The organism is Pseudidiomarina terrestris, from assembly GCF_030466375.1.
Lineage (GTDB): Bacteria > Pseudomonadota > Gammaproteobacteria > Enterobacterales > Alteromonadaceae > Pseudidiomarina > Pseudidiomarina terrestris.
On the sequence record NZ_JAGGJE010000001.1, the window covers coordinates 110,768 to 128,143 of the forward strand.

The window sequence follows — 17,376 nt, forward strand, 5'->3', positions numbered from 1 at the left end:
AATGCGCGGTCGAAGCTACCATTTTTGATGATTTCAGGTTAGAATCGCGCCCCAAAATTCGTTTCTTTTTTTGTTTCTTTCTTTTTTGCTCAGACTAGACCCGCAGGAGTCCGCCCCATGACTGATCTGGATTTAAGCCGTTATGGCATTACAGACGTCACTGAAATCGTTCACAACCCTTCCTATGACCAGCTTTTTGAAGAAGAAACGCGCAGCGATCTTCAAGGCTATGAAAAAGGTGTAGTTACTGATCTTGGCGCTGTCGCCGTGGATACTGGTATCTTTACGGGTCGCTCACCCAAAGATAAATACATTGTGCGTGATGAAACCACCAAAGACACCTTGTGGTGGGCTGATCAGGGTAAAAATGATAACAAGGCGATTTCGCCGGAGATCTGGGCGGACCTGAAAACCACCGTCACCGGTCAGTTGTCGGGTAAGCGCTTGTTCGTTGTTGATACCTACTGTGGTGCTAACGAAGATACGCGTTTGTCAGTGCGCTTTATTACCGAAGTCGCGTGGCAGGCCCACTTTGTAAAAAACATGTTCATCCGCCCTTCCGAGGAAGAGCTGAAGACCTTCAAAGCTGACTTTGTGGTAATGAATGGTGCCAAGTGCATCAATTCAAAATGGCAGGAACATGGGCTGAATTCAGAGAATTTTGTCGCCTTTAACCTCACCGAGCGCATCCAGTTGATCGGTGGCACCTGGTATGGCGGCGAAATGAAAAAAGGCATGTTCTCGATGATGAACTATTTCCTGCCGTTGCAGGGAATTGCCTCGATGCATTGCTCCGCAAACGTCGGCGAAGACGGCGATGTAGCAATTTTCTTTGGCCTGTCAGGTACGGGTAAAACCACCCTTTCAACAGATCCAAAACGTCAGTTAATTGGCGATGATGAACACGGCTGGGACGATGACGGCGTGTTTAACTTCGAAGGCGGGTGTTATGCCAAAACCATTAACTTATCGCAAGAAGCTGAACCGGATATCTATAATGCGATCCGCCGTGATGCCTTGTTGGAAAATGTAACTGTTCGCGACGACGGTACTGTCGATTTCAACGACGGGTCAAAAACCGAAAATACACGCGTCTCTTACCCGATTTATCACATCGATAACATCGTTAAGCCGGTCTCCAAAGCGGGTCATGCGAAGAAGGTTATCTTCCTGACAGCAGACGCATTTGGCGTATTACCTCCGGTTTCCAAACTCACCAAAGAGCAAACCAAGTACCACTTCTTGTCAGGTTTCACGGCCAAACTGGCAGGTACTGAGCGCGGTATTACCGAGCCGACCCCGACCTTCTCGAGCTGTTTTGGCGCAGCTTTCCTAAGCTTACACCCAACGCAGTACGCCGAAGTACTGGTGCAGCGTATGGAAGCCGCTGGTGCAGAAGCCTACCTGGTGAATACTGGTTGGAACGGTAGTGGCAAACGTATCTCGATCAAAGCGACACGCGCCATTATTGACGCGATTCTGGATGGCAGCATTGAAGACGCAGAGTTTGTGAATCTGCCTTACTTTAACCTGGCAATGCCAACTCAGTTGCATGGCGTTGAGGATACCTCTTTACTCGACCCGCGTAAGACCTACGAAGATGTCGCTGAGTGGGATTTGAAAGCAAACGATCTGGCGCGCCGTTTCGTAGCTAATTTCGAAAAATTTACCGATAATGAAGAAGGTCAGGCACTTGTTGCTGCCGGACCTCAGTTAAAGTAAAAGCTAACGAAAAGATAATAAAAACCCGCCTTCTGGCGGGTTTTTTTATGCCCGGCAGAGCGCTCTCCGACACATTTGCAAACAAATTATTAACTAAAGTTACCGACCTTATCGGGCGTGGTGTGGAATAATCTCTAGCGATCCCTTGTTGAGCTGGAGAACCATCCATGTACGTTGAAGTGAATAATGTCACCAAAGAGTACGCCACGGTACGGGCTGTCGACCAGGTGAGTCTGGTTACAAAAGGTGGCGAGATCCTCGCGTTACTGGGCCCCAATGGTGCGGGCAAGTCGTCGTTGGTGCGCATGATGGTGGGCTTAACTCAGCCGGACAGCGGCCAGATTGTCTATCGGTCCGCAGCGGATCAGCAGCCTTTGACGGCATTACCCAGCACTGCCTTTGGCTACCTTCCCGAAGACCGGGGGCTTTATCAGGAGCGCACGGTCCTGGATAACCTTCGTTACATCGCCCGCTTGAGAGGTGTCCATAAAACCAGAGCGGAACAAAGTATCCAGCGCTGGCTGGACCGGTTCGAACTTACTGACCGTGCAAGTGAACCCATGCGCCAACTATCGAAAGGCAATCAACAGAAGATTCAGCTGATCGCAACCTTACTTCATGAGCCGCAAGTGGTCATGCTGGACGAGCCTTTCTCTGGACTTGATCCCATGAATCAGGAATTTGTGCTGAGCGTGCTTAATGACTTACGTAGTACCGGAACCACCGTCATTTTAAGCGCCCATCAGATGGCATTGGTCGAGCGCATGGCGAATAAGCTGGTGTTGATGAATAAGGGCGCGGTGATTGCACAGGGCAGTCTGGCAGAGGTACGCCAGCAACTGGTTCAGCAGCAGCGACTGCAGGTGGAGTTTACCCAGTCGGTGCAGGCGGAGCAGATATCGATACTGACAAGTGTGATTGAGGCTGTGCCTCTGAGCGACACCCGTTTTGAACTGACCTGCGATGATCAACTTGCCGCTGACAAGTTACTGATGCAACTGCAGGACATTGCGCCAGTGGCTGAGTTTAGCCCCCAGCGACAAGCACTGCATGATCTCTACTTACAAGCCGTTCGCGCGGAGGTGAACTCATGAAACACTGGCGCCAGGTTATCCGGATTGGCGGCTTTGAATTCCGCCGCTTTTTTAAATGGAAACAAGAACTCTTTTCACTGGTCCTGATCGGGGCACTGTTCGGTGTGACCGCGGGCTGGGGCGTGTTAAAAACTGCGCTGGAAGAGACTCATACCGTTGCTGTTGTTGCCCCAGTGACCTTACCGGAGCTTGCCAACATTAAATGGCAACCGGTGTCAGATACCACCACTGCGCTTACCGAGCTCGGTGAAAACTACAGTGGTGTATTGCGTGTTTCCGCGAGTCCGGAAGAGGGCTATGGAGCCGAACTATGGGCAGCAAACACCAGTGGTTGGCAGGACCGCATGCAGGCGCAACTCCAGGCCTGGCTGCAACAGCAAAAGCTTGAGGCACTGCCCCTCGACGCGAGTCAGATAGCGCTGCTCAACGACCCCGTTCGGGTGTCGATCACCGTGCAGCGTGGAGAGGAAGAAACCAGCCGCTCCGCCAGCAAGGTGATTCCGATGTTGATTCTGGTCAGCATTATGGTCGGCGTTTTCGGTAGTTTTGGCTTGATGATGACCGCCATCACCCAGGAAAAACAACAACGGGTAACGGAACAGCTATTGACCATAATTCGCCCGCCCGAGTGGATCGATGGCAAGATTCTGGGAATTACATTGCACTGTCTGAAAAGCATGGCCACTGTGCTTTTGATTATTGTTCTGGTGTCGTTGTTAATGATGGTGATTGAAGGCCGCCCGTTAGACTTCCCGTCCATTAACTGGACGGTTCTGGGCAGCACCACTGTGTTTGCCATTGTTGGACTGGTGATGATCAATGCTTTGATGGCAGGCTTTGCCGCAACCATTGATGATCCGAATCACTCGGGACGCACCGCGATGATGTTAATTCCGGCACTCTTTGTTGGTGCCGGCTTTGGCGTGATGGATAACTTACAGGGCATTCTTGCCCAGATTCTATCCTGGTTTCCACTGACCTCCTTTGCGGTGATGCCTTTGCGCATCGCAGACGGCAGCGTAAGCTGGTGGGAAGTTCTGGGCAGTTTACTGTTACTGCTATTAATGACCTATACCATTCGTTCTGCCGCCATCCGGCTGTTTAGCATGGGCATTACCATGTATGGCAAAGAGCCTTCCTGGCGAATGATGGGACGCGCCTTTATTGGGCGTCGCTGATGGTGCGATTGCGGCCTTCGTCTTTGGCGCGATAAAGCGCCTGGTCGACCCGCTTGATGATACTGGATTCATCATCTCCGGGGCGATAAGAAGCTACACCAAAGCTTGCCGTGATGCGAATACCATCACGGAACTCATAAGCCTCGATGGCGTGACGTAGACGTTCGGCATGCATCACTGCATGCTGGCGTGTATGTTCCGTCAGCACCAGCAGGAATTCTTCACCCCCCCAGCGGCCCGCGACATCAGTACTGCGCACATTGCAGCGTAGCAGCTGACCGAGCTCAACCAGAATACTGTCGCCAACCTGATGCCCGTAGGTATCATTGACGCGCTTGAAGTGATCGATATCCAATAAAACAACCGAAAACTCGCGCTGATGGTGCTTGGTTTTGCGCAACGCATCGCTTAATGCACTATCCAGCTTGGCGCGGTTATATAAGCCGGTGAGCCGATCGGTTACGGCGATATACTCGAGCCTTTGGCTGTGTTCTTCCAGGTAGTGAAAAGCTTCAGCACGGGTTTGTTCAATGTGACGAAGAATAATAATAAGTGCGACAGTTGCGATGAAAATATTGTTCAGCGAGTGCAACGTAAAAGGTGCAGACTCCCAGTCATCTGTGGCCTGCGTGAGAAAAATAAAGCACAGTGCAAAAAATATGACACTGGTAATCAGACCCCTTTTGCCACCTAGCAGAAAATAAGCGATGGGCGGGAAGGTGGCCAGCCAATAAAGAGCGTAGGATTGCCCCTTACTTATCACTACGTAAACCGCGATTAATATGGCAATGATAAGCGTGACAATCCAGCTGATAACAATCACATGCTGAGGGCGATAGCGAAGCCAGATATAAAGACCAATAGCGACCGCAAAGAGCAGGTATTCGAGGGCGATCATAAGGTGATTTTGATCGAAAAGCTGATTAATAATGGCAAGGACTGGGGACACCACTATGAGGACCCATAGCAGTGAACGTAAAAATTGGACCCGCCGATAACGCGGGTCCAATGGTGAGTTGATACTAGTCGATGTGCTCTGCATGAGGAAGCTCGTGTGCAGGTGCTTCAGTTGCACCCTGTTTTAAGAAGCTGTCCATCCAGCGCATCAGACGCATGCTGTAATCGAGCTGTGCCGCGACGCGGCGATTACCATGTCCTTCGCCCGGGTAAAGCACCAGTCGTACCGGCACGTTACCATGGGTTTTCAGATAGCGATAAAGCTCCATGGACTGACTAGGATGCACCCGGGTATCTTCTTTACCGTGCATAATTAAAATCGGGGTCCGGGCTTTTTCTGCGTGGTAAATCGGGCTGCGCTCCAGGTACCATTGCCACTTTTCCCACGGGTAGCTACGGGCATGTACGGCATGCATTTCTTTGGCAATGTCGGTGGTACCGAACTTGGAAATGTTATCGCTGATGCCGACAAACATGACACTGGCTGCCCAATGCTCGGTCTGCGCTGTCGCGCCCCAGGCTGATGCGAAGCCGCCATAGGAACCGCCGGTAATACCTGCGCGATCGCCGTCTGCGATGCCGCGCTCAACCAGAAAGTTCTTACCATCCACGATGTCGTCGAATTCTTTACCAGCGTAGTCGTTCTGTCCCAACTTAGAAAATTCCACACCACGGCCAGTACTGCCTCGGTAGTTCGGGAAGAACAAAGCGTAGCCTTGCTGTGCGGCATGCTTCACTGGGCTGGAGTAACGATCTAACCAGCCGTTGCTGTAGTGTGCCTCAGGGCCACCATGAACCACGGTAATCAATGGGTAGCGGGTACCTTCCTGATAATCAGTGGGGTACACCAGAATGCCCTGCAGGTCGAGACCGTCACGCGCTTCATAGGTTACGGTTTCCTGAGTCGGCATAGTGATTTCGCTTAACCAGGGATTGGAGTTGGTCAGGCGAATCATACTTTGCATTTCCAGTCGGAACAGCTCCGTTGGATGTTCAGCGCGGTGTGCGCGAGCGTAAACACCGGTCTGACCTGGCGCTGCTTCGATGTCCACCACAATGGCATTACCGGGCTCAAGCAGTGGCCGTGTTTCGAGCCATTGCATGGTGATGGCATGTACTTCTGATTCGGTGCCAACGTGACCGAGGTAAATCAGTTCATCGTTATTGCGCCAGTCGATATCCTGAACATGGCCGGGATAGTCGGGCAATACATCACGGACACTGTTGTCGTTCTGCAGGTCGAAAACGTACAAGCGGCCGGTGGCTGGATCATTGTAATCCGCCGCGCCAATCACCGCCAGGTAGCGACCATCTGGTGAAAACTCTGCTTTACCCAGTTTCCCTACGGTAGCGAAGCTTGATTCCTGCACGCCGGCGAAAGAAACCAGCTCATATTTGCTACTCATGTAGCTGTCATCCACCAACGGCGTCGGTGCTGTGCGCAGTAAAAGCTGTTCCTGATCCGGACGGAAGGCAACCGAGAACACCTGACGGTCGTCGGTCAGTTGCGCTGCAATTTGTGACTCGGCACTTAAGTCAACAAACCAGGCGTGGGTGAACTCGTTTTCTTCTTCGTAGACTTCGGCTTTAAACCCTTTTTTGGCGAGCTTTTTCTCGGTCTTATCAGCTGCGGCACGGGCAGTAAAAGCAAGGTAACGACCATCGGCACTCAGTGCATAAGTGTAGATGCCGTTCTCGTGCTCAAAGACTTTCTGAGCTTCGCCGCCGTTGAGGGATATCTTGTAAATACTGGTGTGGTCATCGCCATCACGTTTGCTGGTGAAGTAAATAAAGTCACCATGAATGCTGACGTCACTGACACCTTGTTTGTCGGAGATGAAAGGCACCGGCTCGTTCTCGCCACGAACAACGAAAAGTTCTACAAAGGAACCGCCATCGTCATCAACATAGGGCGTACGCGGTGAAACCCGGGTAAAGGCGGCCACCTGGCCATCATCACTTATGGCAACGCTATTGATGGACTGCGTTGTGACTGTTTCTGTGAGTGAAATATCACGAGCTGAGGCACTCATGCTAAGTGCCGCACAAAGTGCTGTGAGACCTATCCGAAGGAACATCGTTTTCTCCTATACATGTTATTTTCCTTCTCCATAGTAGCAGCAAAATAGTTGACTTCCCACGAAATCAAGCCACTCTAACCTTTGGGTTTTTCATAAGGGAAAAGTTGTATGGCGGATCAAATCTGGATTGGCGCTATTCTAATCACAGCTTTGGTGCTGTTCGTAGTTGACCGCTGGCGCTACGACTTCGTGGCCATGGGGGCGCTGTTTGCCGCTTACATTGTTGGGCTGATACCGAAGCAGGAGGTATTTGCCGGATTTGGCAATGCCGCCGTCATCACCGTTGCTGCGGTACTGGTAATCAGCCATGCATTGTGGCGCTCAGGAGTGGTCGACTCAATGGCCAGTAGTGTCAAGAAAGTCGGCGACCGGGTCTGGTTGCAGATGATTGTACTGACCGGTCTGACGACCTTTGTTTCGGCGTTTATCAGTAATACCGGAGCCATGGCGATCATGATTCCAGTGGCGCTGCAGCTTTCCCGCAATGGCGCAGGACATGCTTCACTGATGCTGATGCCAATGGCGTTTGGCTCTCTGCTCGGCGGCACCATCACCATGATAGGGACTCCGCCTAACATCATCATTTCAGATATTCGCGCCAGTCATGGCGCTGAACCCTTCGGCATTTTCGACTTTACCCCGGTCGGCTTAAGCGTAGCGGTAGCGGGCTTGGTGGTCATGTGGTTGACCGCGCACTGGCTGGTTCCGCGTAGCAAAAGCCGCGATACTTCGAACTCCCCTTACGATGTCAGCGCCTACCTGACCGAACTCTACCTTCCTGCCGGTTCGAGTCTGGTAGGGCAAACTCTGTTTGAGTTTGAATCGCAAATTAAGGATCCCTTCGTGGTGGTTGCGCTAAAGCGCGGCAAGCAGATGATTAGCGGACCGCCACGCTACCAGCGCTTGAAAGCCGAAGATGTGCTGATCGTGAAAGCAGATACTGAGACATTGCAGCAAATTATTGATCTGACGAAATTTGAGTTAAATGCCGAAGAAGAGCTGGATACGCGGTTCCTGATCTCAGATGAAATCAAGGTGATTGAAGGGATTGTAGGACACGATTCAAGACTCATTGGACGCTCTGCAGCGGACTTACGGTTACGTCATCGATTCGGTGTGAACGTGTTGGCGGTGGCGCGCGAAGGACAGCCGTTGAAGCCGAGTCTATCTAACGTCCGCTTTAAGCCCGGAGACGTGCTCCTGCTGCAAGGTGATGCCGAGGTGTTGAATGATGTTTTCAATCGATTTGGCTGTTTTCCGCTGGCGCAGCGCAGTCTGCGGCTGGGCAGCAAGCGCAAGCTTCTGCTGCCGTTGGCGATATTTGCGACTGCGATTGGGTTAAGCGCGTTTAATTTTCTTAGTGTGCCGGTGGCGTTTGCTATGGCTGCGGGCGTTATGGTGCTGGCCAATGTCATTCCGATTCGCGAGCTTTATGAACATATCGAATGGCCGATCATCGTGTTACTTGCTGCAACCATACCCCTAGGTGGCGCTCTGGAACGAAGTGGCGCGGCCGATACGCTGGCGCACGCAGCTCTGGCAATTAGTCAGGGGTCGCCTGATTTCGTCGCCCTGAGCTTGTTACTGGTGGTCACCATGTTGTTATCAAATGTCATTAACAACGCGGCGGCTGCGGTGCTGATGGCACCGATAGGCATCAGTATGGCGGATACGCTGGGGGCGTCCATGGATCCTTTCCTGATGGCTGTCGCTCTTGGTGCAGCACTACCCTTTTTAACACCGATCGGGCACCAGTCGAATATCTTAGTCATGGGGCCGGGCGGTTACCGTTTCGCCGACTACTGGCGGCTGGGCTTGCCACTTTCAATCGTGATGACGGTGATTGCGGTTATTATGATTTCACTGACATGGCCGATGTACGGGTAACTGCAGCGCCGCGGGCAACGATACGCACCTGCGCTACGGTTGCTTCTAGCAGCTGGTGGCGTTCCGCAGGTGAAGCATCAAGCGCATCGGCGCCGGCACTAAAGACGATACGGACAATGGCGTCGGCTTGCAGCTCAGCGAGTTGACGCGGGAAGTCCTGCTCATCCACCAGGTAATCCACCAGCTCTGCAGTAAAGTGCTCAACTTCCCGCTGCACCGCCAGGCGAAACTCGCGCGAGTTGCCGGACTTTTCTTGCAAGAGTAAGCGGAAAATCGCCGTATTGTTGGCGACAAACTCCATGAAGGTGGTGACGGATGCGCGAATGATAGAGCCGCCGTTGGCGATTTGCTGGCGTGACTGGCGCAGCAGTTGGCGTAAGGCCAGCCCACCTTCATCGACCAAAGTGAGCCCTAATTCTTCCATGTTCTGAAAGTGACGGTAAAAAGAAGTAGGCGCAATACCTGCTTCGCGGGTCACTTCGCGCAAGCTCAACGAAGCATAGCCATGCTCTGCGCTTAACTGGTTCATCGCTGCCTGAATCAGAGCGCGGCGAGTCTTTTCTTTTTGCGCAGCACGAACACCGGCCATAAATTGAACTTCCTTAACGGTTTTGTTGCCTAAATTTTTAACTCTGGCGAATGAGCGCTGGCGCTCTTGCAGCGATTATGTCAGTGAACGCCTGTTCACGCAATTCATCGCTTTTGAGCAAATAAGGGTTGCACCCTACGCTAAATGTAAGTAAATTCAGCGTACACATGTTCGCTAAACGAAACAGTTCAGCAGCATGCCGTTTTTTTTATGTAGGTACTTTATGTCGACGTCTCAATCTGCGAAGCCAAAGATCATCTGGCTGAACACCCTCGTTTTCACCATTACGTTCCTGGTCGCCGCTATTGGCGTACCCTGGTATGGTTTAACCCACGGTTTTTCCTTTGGCTTATGGTTGGCTTTAATCGGCACCATTGGTTTTGCCGGAATCTCCATCACTGCTGGCTATCACCGGCTTTGGGCTCACCGCACTTATGATGCGCATTGGTCCTTGCGTGTACTCTTTGCATTAGGCGGAGCCTTAGCAGTGCAGAACAGCGCCTTGCACTGGTCCTCGGATCATCGTGAACATCACAAGCATGTGGATGACAACGACAAAGACCCGTACTCAGCGAAACGCGGCTTCTGGTATTCACATATCGGTTGGATGCTGCGCGAGTACCAGGCGTCACGCTATCACGACTACAACAACGTCAAAGACCTGCAAAAAGATGGCGTGGTGATGTGGCAACACCGTCACTACCTGACGCTGACCTTATTGACCACGATCGGCTGGCCAGTTGCGATTGGCCTGATGCTGGGTGATGTTTGGGGTGCGGTTATTCTGGTAGGCTTTGCGCGACTGGTCATTAATCACCACACCACATTCTTTATTAATTCGCTTGCGCATATCTGGGGCAAGCAGACTTATACTGACAGAAATACTGCGCGCGATAACGGCTTTCTCGCGTTTCTGACCTTTGGCGAAGGCTACCATAACTACCACCACATCTTCTCCGCGGACTATCGCAATGGTATCCGTTGGTGGCAGTTTGACCCGACCAAATGGCTGATTCGCGGGTGCTCCTGGCTGGGCCTCACGCGCAACCTAAAACGTACTCATGGCTATCAGGTGGAGAAAGCTAAACTGGAAATGCAGTTTAAGAAACTCACCGCCAAAGCGCCGATAAGCTGCGAGACAACGATGCAGAAACTCCATGATGAGTACGATGCATTACTGTTGCGCTTACGTGAGTACTATCAAGCGCGCAAACAGCTGCTTGACAGCAAGACCAAAGCGCTGGCTGAGCATATGCCAACGCTCGAAGAGATGCACGAAAAGGTAGCAGAATTACGCAACGCTTTTTTGCAACATAAGCGTCAATTCAAGATGTTACTGCAGCAGCCACAAATAAATTAACCGCATTTCCTTGATACCACCACCCGGAATCGCTCAGCGACAGTACGGGTGATGGTAGCGCTACCGGTTTTTAGCCTGGTCCTGTGGACAGTATGTTCGGCTCTACTCTGTTTCAGGTACTTCTTTAGCTAAAGTTATTTCTTCGCTTTTGCGAACGCGTCAGCAAAGGCTGAGCCCATCGCTGAGTTACCAAGCGATGGCTGGCCTTTCGCGGTCGGCTTCTTGCCAGCAGGTGCTGACTTGGGCTTGCCGGAACCCTTGGTGCTGGCTGCAGCGGCAGGCTTCGCCCCGTCCCTGGCGGTCACTTCGTCATTGAGCTTCATCGACAAACTGATGCGTTTGCGTTGTACGTCAACGTCCATGACCTTCACTTTGACAATATCACCCGCTTTCACGACTTCACGGGGGTCGCTGACGAAATTGTCGGACAGGGCACTGACATGCACCAGACCGTCCTGGTGCACACCAATATCTACAAAAGCACCAAAGGCGGCAACGTTGGAAACAACCCCTTCAAGCGTCATGCCGGGTCGCAGGTCTTGCAGTGTATCCACGCCTTCTTTGAAGCTGGCAGTTTTAAACTCAGGACGCGGATCACGGCCGGGCTTATCGAGTTCACGGATGATGTCGCGAACCGTAGGCAGACCGAAAGTGTCATCGGTGTACGCATTGGCATCCAGGCTCTTCAGGAAGTTACTGTCGCCAATAAGTTCCGCCACCTGTTTGTCGTGATCGGCCGCCATGCGCTCGACCAGAGGATAGGCTTCCGGGTGGACGGCAGAGCGATCCAGCGGCTGACTGCCATCCATCACCCGCAAGAAGCCTGCGGCCTGTTCGAACGACTTAGGGCCCATGCGACTGACGTCCAGTAAGCTCTTGCGATGCTCGAATCGTCCATTGGCGTCACGATGCGCGACCATGTTTTGCGCCAGTGTTTTATTGAGACCAGCAACGCGCGCCAGGAGTGCCACGGACGCGGTATTTACATCCACACCCACCGCGTTAACACAATCCTCAACCACGGCATCGAGACTTTGCGCCAGCTGAGCCTGACTCACGTCATGCTGGTATTGGCCTACACCGATAGATTTAGGTTCAATCTTCACTAGCTCAGCCAGTGGGTCTTGCAAGCGCCGTGCGATAGAGACTGCACCGCGTAAGGACACGTCTAAATCGGGAAATTCCTGCGCGGCAAGTTCCGATGCTGAATACACTGATGCGCCGGCTTCATTTACTATGACTTTGCTGGCCTTAAGATCTGCATCCGCTTTAAGTAAGTCACCCACCAGTTTATCGGTTTCGCGGGAGTGGGTGCCGTTACCAATGGCAATGAGTTCAACTTTATGCTGTTTGCACATGCCCGCGATGGTGCGCATGGCTTTATCTACCTGATTCTGCGGCTGGAACGGGAATACGGTATTAGTGCCGAGGACCTTGCCGGTACTATCCACTACTGCCACTTTAATTCCCGTGCGCACGCCTGGATCCAGGCCCATGGTCGTTTTCGCACCGGCCGGCGCTGCCATCAGGAGATCTTTCAGGTTGTTGGCGAAGATTTTTATCGCGTCAGCTTCGGCACGTTCGCGTACGGTGCCAAACAGCTCGGTTTCCATATGCAGCAGTAATTTAATTCGCCAGGTCCACTGAATGGTTTGCTGTAGCCAGGCGTCTGCAGCCCGGTCCGCAGGGGTAAACTGAATATGACCAGCGATGATCTGTTCGCCATAGCTGCGTGCTTTCGGGTCTTCCTGTTGCGGGTCGGCGTTCAGTTTGAGCTGCAGCATGCCCTCATTACGGCCCCGGAATAAAGCGAGGGCTCGATGCGAAGGGATTTTCTTCAGTGCTTCGCTGAAGGAAAAGTAATCACGGTATTTACTCCCTTCCTGCTCTTTACCGGTGGCAACAACACTGGAAATCTCGGCGTTATTCCATAAATAATCACGTACTTTCTTTAATAATGCTGCATCTTCGGCGAACTTCTCCATTAAGATAAAGCGCGCGCCTTCCAGAACTGCTTTGCTATCCGCAAAGCCCGCATCCTGATTAATGTAGCCGCTGGCAAGTTGCTCTGGATCTTGAGCCGGGTTCTCTAACAGGCTTAGCGCGAGCGGCTCCAGGCCTGCTTCAATAGCGATTTGACCTTTGGTCCGGCGCTTCGGTTTATAGGGCAGATATAAATCTTCCAGTTCGGTTTTCGACTGGGTGGCGCGGATCTGCTGTTCCAGTTGCGGTGTGAGCTTTTCCTGATCGCGGATACTGGCCAGAATCACTTCACGACGATCATTCAGCTCACGCAGGTAAGTTAACCGCTGCGCCAGATTGCGTAACTGAGTGTCATCAAGACCGCCGGTGGCTTCTTTTCGGTAACGAGCGATAAAGGGGACGGTGGCGCCATCATCGAGAAGCGCGATAGCAGCTTGAACCTGCTGCGAACTGACTGCTAACTCGTTCGCGATTTGCTGGGGAATCGAGCTCATGTATTCTCTCTTGTTAGTGAATGCCTGAAAAGTTGCGCGCCAGTATAACAGTCATTGCGCAGCAGGCGCGACCTCGTCGTGATGATTTGTGCAGGGTAGAGCTGACCTAGCAAGCGTCGGGTTTCGTGCGTTGGTAATGAATCGCAGTGATAAACCACTCGTGGGTGCCGGTAGGCGTGGTGACCCGCACCTCGTCGTCAAGCTGTTTACCGATCGCGGCGCGGGCCATAGGCGCATCAATAGAGATGACTGTCTTATCGTCGTAGATCTCATCGGGACCAACAATGGTAAATTGTTTTTCGACACCATCGTCATTTTCAATGGTCACGGTGGCGCCAAAAAATACTTTTCCTTCTTGAGAGGGCGCATAATCGACAATCTTGAGGGCTTCCAGGCGCTTACGCAAAAAGCGGATACGGCGGTCGATTTGTCGCAGTTTTTGTTTATTATATTTGTAGTCTGCGTTTTCTGAGCGATCTCCTAAGCTCGCAGCCCAGGTCACTTTTTCGGTGGTCTCGCGGCGCTCGACCCGCCACAAGTGGTCAAGCTCATGCTGGAGTTTATAGTAGCCGTTGCGGGTAATCAGATTCGTGCGTGCCATGTCGTGTATACCATCATGCGATAAGGGTTCGGTAACGGTTGAGGACTAGCCGCGGATAATAGCACTTAGCTGCGGGCATGCCCAACTGATGAGCGCTGGCACGGGTGCGATGGTAAGGTTTTGATAAGGGGGTTTTATGACAAGCTGGCAACAGGCAGAACGATTTCTGGCGCGCACGCACGAGGTTCAGAATCAACCTCCGGCGCTCGAGAACTATAATTTATTTGCGCAAGATACTGCCCTGCAAGAGGCACTCAAGCGCGAAGGGGCGAGTTGGGCCCGGGACTCGGTTGCTGCGTTCGGTGAACTTGCTGGCCAGGCTCAGACCATCCGCCTCGGATTTTTGGCAAATGCCTATCGGCCGCAGTTTGAGCCGCAGGACCGCTTCGGTCACCGCACCGATTTGGTCGAGTATCACGACGCTTATCATCAGCTGATGGCGTTGGCCACGAAGCACGGCTTGCATGCTTCGCCCTGGGCAGAGCCCGGGCCAGGAGCGCATGTTGCCCGTGCCTGCAGGTATTATCTGCACACCCAGGTCGAGGCTGCGCATGGCTGCCCGATCACCATGACCTTTGCTGCAGTTCCGGCGTTGCAACACCAGCCGGATTTGGCGGCTTATTGGCTGCCGAAGATTTTAAAAAACAGCTACGATCCGCGCAATGTCCCTGATGGCGAGAAGCAGGCGGTGACCATTGGCATGGCAATGACCGAAAAGCAGGGCGGCTCTGATGTCAGAGCCAATACTACCTATGCTTATCCCGTTGGCAAAGAGGGGCCGGGCCAAGCCTATGAGCTGGTGGGCCATAAGTGGTTTGTTTCGGCACCGATGTGCGATGCCTTCCTGGTGTTGGCGCAAACAAAAGCCGGATTAAGTTGCTTCCTGCTGCCACGCTGGCGGCCTGACGGCAGCAAGAACCCCCTACAGATCCAGCGCCTCAAAGACAAAATGGGTAATGTCGCGAACGCCTCCAGTGAAGCTGAACTGCGCGGTGCGCTGGCGTGGATGGTGGGGGATGAGGGACGCGGTGTGCGCACCATCATTGAGATGGTTGCTATGACGCGCTACGACTGCATGATTGGCTCTTCGGCGGGAATGCGGCAGGCCACAGTGCAAGCTGTTCATCATTGTCATCACCGGGCAGCATTTGGTGCCCAACTTATCGACCAGCCATTAATGCAGAATGTGCTGGCGGATCTGGCGCTGGAGAGCGAAGCAGCGATGACCCTGACGATGCGCATGGCTCGGGCCATGGATCATCAACACGACGAACATGAACGCGCCTTTGCCCGTATTGCCGTGGCCGTTGGTAAGTACTGGATCTGCAAGCGCACTCCAGAACATGCCTATGAAGCCATGGAAGTCATCGGCGGCAGTGGGGTGATGGAGAATTGCATCATGCCACGGCTGTATCGTGAGGCACCTATCAATGCTATATGGGAGGGCAGTGGCAATGTTCAGTGTTTGGATGTGTTGCGGGCCGTGGCAAAACAGCCGGACTCTTTTGCTGCCTTTTTAAAGGAGCTCAATCGCGCCAAAGGCAGCCACGCCAACCTTGATGCGGCTATTGCAGCGCTGCCCGAGCGCCTGAAAACGGCGCAGCAGCAGCCTTTCTATGCCAGACAACTGGTGGAGTTGATGGCGCGGGCGCTACAAGGCGCTTTGTTGCAACAGCATGCGCCCAATGCAGTCGCCGATGCGTTCTGTAGCTCGCGTTTAGGCGTAACAGAGCACATGGGGTATGGTAGGTTAACTGACCCTACTGCAGCCAGGCAGATCCTGTCGCGCGCCTGGCCTGCTTAATGACAACCTGAGGGACAAGGAGAGAATGACGATGACGATCTATCAGATGCTGGCGCGTAATGCGCGCAAGTTTCCAGCGTGCCTGGCGGTCACCGATGACCAGCAGGAACTCAACTGGCAGGAGCTTGCCAGACAGGTAGAGCGCACCGCGGCCTGGTTACGGCAGGAACAGGGGGTCCAAGCGGGCGATCGGGTCGCGCTGGTTTTACCTAATAGTATCGCTTTTATCGTCGGTTTTTTTGCCATCCAGCGGTTAGACGCTATTGCCGTGCCTATCAATGTGCGCCTTACCACTCCAGAGCTGGAGTATATTCTTGGCGATGCTGAAGCAAAGTTAGTACTCACTTGCTCAATGACGGACAGTGCGCTTAAACCATTGATTGAGCAAGGCCTGGCCGGTCTCTGGCTGGACGATTTCTCAGTGATGGCTGGCGTTTCTGTCGGAGAGTTAGATGTGCCGCTGGCGGAGTCTGACCGCCCGGCCCTTTTACTTTATACATCGGGTACCACCGGGCGGCCGAAAGGCGTCCTGTTCCAGCACACCGCAATTCATGCTGTAGCCACCATGATTGCCCTGGAAATGGCGATGACGCCGCACAGTAAGTTGCTGCATTTAATGCCATTTACGCACTCCGCGCCGCTGAATTTATTTCTCATGGCCGGCACCCTGGTCGGCGCAGCTCATGTGGTCGCACCTACTTTCACACCGGACCTGTTATTAAGTCTGGTGCCCAAACATCAGGTGACCCACTTTTTTGGTGCGCCCGTGGCTTACCTACTGACGGCTCAGCAGCCGACAGTAGAAACCGCCGATCTTAGCAGTGTCAGTCATTGGATTTACGGCGGTGCAGCGATGTCCACTGAGCAAACACAGCTGGTACAAAAGGCTTTTGGTTCAGATCAGTTTTATTGTGTTTACGGACTTACCGAAGCCGGCCCGTCGGGCACGCTCTTATTGCCCCATGAACATGCAACCAAAGCGGGGTCCGTCGGTCAGCGCGCAGCTTTTAACACCGAAGTACGATTACGCACGGAAACGGGGCAGGAACCCGCGACTGGCGAGCCGGGTGAGGTCGAGATCAGCGGCGAGGGCATGATGCAGTGTTACTGGAATAATCCGGACGCCACCACTGCGGCCTTCACCGCAGATGGTTGGCTGAAAACCGGCGATGTTGCTATCCGTGATGAGGACGGTTTCTATTGGATTAAGGACCGTAAAAAAGACATTATCATCAGCGGTGGTGTCAACCTTTACCCACGCGAGATAGAGGATGCTCTGGCGGCGCATCCGGCTGTCATCGAAGCTGCCGTTATCGGCGTGCCACATAAGGAATGGGGAGAGACGGTGAAGGCGTTTGTGATTTTGCGGCAGCCGCTGGCAGCTCCGCAGCAGGAACTGAGCGAGTTTCTGCAAGAACGGTTGGCAGATTATAAGTTGCCGCGACTCTATGAGGTCATGGAGGAGTTGCCGCGCAACGCCAACGGTAAGGTCCTAAAACATCAGCTGGGCTAGGGCAGAACACATTTGGATACAAAAAGCGGCTGCGGCTAGTTCCCGCTGCGTTGGCAAACCGCCAAGCTTCTTTTATAGTTGCACTACTGACATAGCCATAGGACATCGCAGGC

At 53.0% G+C, this 17,376-nt stretch carries 12 protein-coding genes; 7 read left to right on the plus strand and 5 right to left on the minus strand.

The window, feature by feature from the left end:
* The first annotated feature begins 117 nt into the window (after positions 1-117).
* The 3 genes from pckA to J6J28_RS00540 all read left to right on the plus strand — a co-directional run bounded on the left by pckA (position 118) and on the right by J6J28_RS00540 (position 3,994).
* Positions 118-1,722, plus strand: coding sequence for a phosphoenolpyruvate carboxykinase (ATP) (pckA, locus tag J6J28_RS00530; RefSeq protein WP_301719305.1), 1,605 nt, complete (start codon positions 118-120; stop codon positions 1,720-1,722).
* Positions 1,723-1,889: 167 nt separating this feature from the next.
* The gene (locus tag J6J28_RS00535; RefSeq protein ID WP_301719306.1) at positions 1,890-2,816 is read left to right on the plus strand and encodes an ABC transporter ATP-binding protein; all 927 of its coding nucleotides are present in this window, start codon (positions 1,890-1,892) and stop codon (positions 2,814-2,816) included.
* Positions 2,813-3,994 carry an ABC transporter permease gene (locus tag J6J28_RS00540; RefSeq protein WP_301719307.1) on the plus strand — a complete coding sequence of 394 codons (1,182 nt, stop codon included), beginning with the start codon at positions 2,813-2,815 and terminating at the stop codon, positions 3,992-3,994. The genes J6J28_RS00535 and J6J28_RS00540 overlap by 4 nt, the downstream gene beginning before the upstream one ends.
* Here the strand turns inward: J6J28_RS00540 and J6J28_RS00545 are convergent.
* Both J6J28_RS00545 and J6J28_RS00550 read right to left on the minus strand, forming a co-directional pair.
* Positions 3,978-5,036 carry a GGDEF domain-containing protein gene (locus tag J6J28_RS00545; protein ID WP_335342737.1) on the minus strand — a complete coding sequence of 353 codons (1,059 nt, stop codon included), beginning with the start codon at positions 5,034-5,036 and terminating at the stop codon, positions 3,978-3,980. The genes J6J28_RS00540 and J6J28_RS00545 overlap by 17 nt on opposite strands.
* Complete coding sequence (locus J6J28_RS00550) at positions 5,017-7,029, minus strand: prolyl oligopeptidase family serine peptidase (protein WP_301719309.1); 2,013 nt, start codon at positions 7,027-7,029, stop codon at positions 5,017-5,019. Before J6J28_RS00550 ends, J6J28_RS00545 begins: the two co-directional genes overlap by 20 nt.
* A gap of 111 nt (positions 7,030-7,140) precedes the next feature.
* Between J6J28_RS00550 and J6J28_RS00555 the strand changes: the two genes are divergently transcribed.
* A complete protein-coding gene (locus J6J28_RS00555; protein WP_301719310.1) occupies positions 7,141-8,919 on the plus strand; it encodes an SLC13 family permease in 1,779 nt (592 codons plus the stop codon).
* Here the strand turns inward: J6J28_RS00555 and fabR are convergent.
* Positions 8,885-9,508, minus strand: a complete 624-nt coding sequence (fabR, locus tag J6J28_RS00560; RefSeq protein WP_301719311.1) for an HTH-type transcriptional repressor FabR — start codon at positions 9,506-9,508, stop codon at positions 8,885-8,887. The two genes, J6J28_RS00555 and fabR, sit on opposite strands and share 35 nt — an antisense overlap.
* 223 nt (positions 9,509-9,731) lie before the next feature.
* Here fabR and J6J28_RS00565 point away from each other — a divergent pair, with 223 nt between their 5' ends.
* The gene (locus J6J28_RS00565) at positions 9,732-10,868 is read left to right on the plus strand and encodes a fatty acid desaturase (protein ID WP_301719313.1); all 1,137 of its coding nucleotides are present in this window, start codon (positions 9,732-9,734) and stop codon (positions 10,866-10,868) included.
* Between the two features lie 134 nt (positions 10,869-11,002).
* Here J6J28_RS00565 and J6J28_RS00570 read toward each other — a convergent pair whose 3' ends face one another.
* Both J6J28_RS00570 and greB read right to left on the minus strand, forming a co-directional pair.
* On the minus strand, positions 11,003-13,345 hold the full coding sequence (locus J6J28_RS00570) for a Tex family protein (RefSeq protein ID WP_301719314.1): 2,343 nt from the start codon (positions 13,343-13,345) through the stop codon (positions 11,003-11,005).
* Between the two features lie 106 nt (positions 13,346-13,451).
* Positions 13,452-13,946, minus strand: a complete 495-nt coding sequence (greB, locus tag J6J28_RS00575) for a transcription elongation factor GreB (RefSeq protein WP_301719315.1) — start codon at positions 13,944-13,946, stop codon at positions 13,452-13,454.
* A gap of 136 nt (positions 13,947-14,082) precedes the next feature.
* Here greB and J6J28_RS00580 point away from each other — a divergent pair, with 136 nt between their 5' ends.
* Positions 14,083-15,750 (plus strand): isovaleryl-CoA dehydrogenase, encoded by a 1,668-nt coding sequence (locus J6J28_RS00580; RefSeq protein WP_301719317.1) that lies wholly within the window; start codon positions 14,083-14,085, stop codon positions 15,748-15,750.
* 31 nt (positions 15,751-15,781) lie between these two features.
* Positions 15,782-17,263, plus strand: coding sequence for a class I adenylate-forming enzyme family protein (locus J6J28_RS00585; protein ID WP_301719318.1), 1,482 nt, complete (start codon positions 15,782-15,784; stop codon positions 17,261-17,263).
* Positions 17,264-17,376 lie beyond the last annotated feature (113 nt).